The 1,155-nt window shown below is 64.7% G+C and carries 2 protein-coding genes; both read right to left on the bottom strand.

What is annotated here, in order from left to right; genetic code table 11:
- Window positions 1-149 precede the first annotated feature (149 nt).
- Window positions 150-782 (bottom strand): DUF3558 domain-containing protein, encoded by a 633-nt coding sequence (locus tag LY13_RS25475; RefSeq protein ID WP_253831104.1) that lies wholly within the window; start codon window positions 780-782, stop codon window positions 150-152.
- Window positions 779-1,155, bottom strand: a 377-nt coding sequence (locus tag LY13_RS25470) for a type VII secretion target (protein WP_253831103.1), incomplete at its 5' end; no start/stop codon positions are given. The genes LY13_RS25470 and LY13_RS25475, both read right to left, overlap by 4 nt.

The following is a 1,155-nucleotide window of genomic DNA, read 5'->3' as shown; positions in this document are numbered from 1 at the left end:
CTCCGCCTCGGGTGCCGCAGTCTCGCAGGCCCGGTCGCCGCGGAACACCCGCAGGAAGTGGGACGTCGGCCACCCGGCGCCCGTTCCCGGGGAAGGCTTTCTGCAGGTGGCTAGAAGTCCGGCTGAGAGGTAGCTGCCCGCCACCCTCGTCACGCCTTGGCCTTCAAATTCCCCACGACATCTTCGGCCACCCGCGCCGCTCCCTTGCAGGAGTCCGAGCCCTTCTCGTTCTGCGTGGTGCCGACCATCACCGAGTACTCGTCAGCGATGCCGACGGCAATCGCGCACGACCTGCTGTCCTCGGAGTTCTTGAACTCGACAGCAGGGAAGCCACCCACCGGCGCTGCTTCCCGGAAGATGGCGCTCTTTGGCTGCGTGTTGGCGTAGTGAGCACTGAGTCCTTCGCCTGTGCCGAGGCTGAACTCGACTCCGATAGAGGTGAACTTCTCAGGCCTCGACCATTGGCATCCCGGGCCGGAACTAAGGTCTTCCCGTTCACCTGCGACGGCTTTGCCCAAAGCAGCGTCGATTTGCTCCGGTGCCAAGGCGTCACAGGGGTTGCCGGAGAGAACTGTTTTCGGAAGCGGGTTCGTCACTTCCGGAGCTCCGCTGTGCGGCAGGTCCGACGCCGTGCTGGATTCTGGTGCGGAGCTGGAGGCTCCGGCGGGGCTCGTCGGTGCTGACGACCCGCCGGTCGGTTCCGCATGCCCGTCCGCTTCGCCGGAGCATCCGGCGGTGAGTAGCAGTGCTCCGGCCGCAAGGCCCATGATGACGCGTTTCATCCCAGGTATCCTCCGCCCGAGTCCTGGCCGCCGGACTGTTTGATGTCCTTGCCGGACTGCTCGTCCTGTTCCTCGTAGATCCCCAGCATCGTGCCGAGCTTCTCAGCCAGGGTCTTCCAGAGTTCCCGGAGCTGTTCGGTGTTCGAGTGGCCCGCGTCCCAGGACTTGGTCATGGTCTGGGTGAACGCGTTGCACGGCTGCACGTCGGCTGGCGTTTCCATCTGCTTGAGGCGATTGGTTCTTCGCGCCAGATCGTTGTAGTGCTCTGCCAGGGCGACGGCCTTTTTCTGGAGTTGGATGGCTTCGTCGCGGTCGAGTCGGAAGCCTCCGCCGGTGCCGGGGTTGGTTTCCTGGCCGTCGACGATGAAGTTGA

This window comes from Prauserella aidingensis (assembly GCF_024171865.1).
Classification (GTDB): domain Bacteria; phylum Actinomycetota; class Actinomycetes; order Mycobacteriales; family Pseudonocardiaceae; genus Prauserella; species Prauserella aidingensis.
Note: the sequence above shows the minus strand (reverse complement) of the source record. Positions and strands in the feature narration are given on the sequence as shown.

Bases quoted from the DNA above. Each gene is read 5' to 3' on its own strand.
- LY13_RS25475 (WP_253831104.1), bottom strand. From the start codon at position 782: ATGAAACGCGTCATCATGGGCCTTGCGGCCGGAGCACTGCTACTCACC.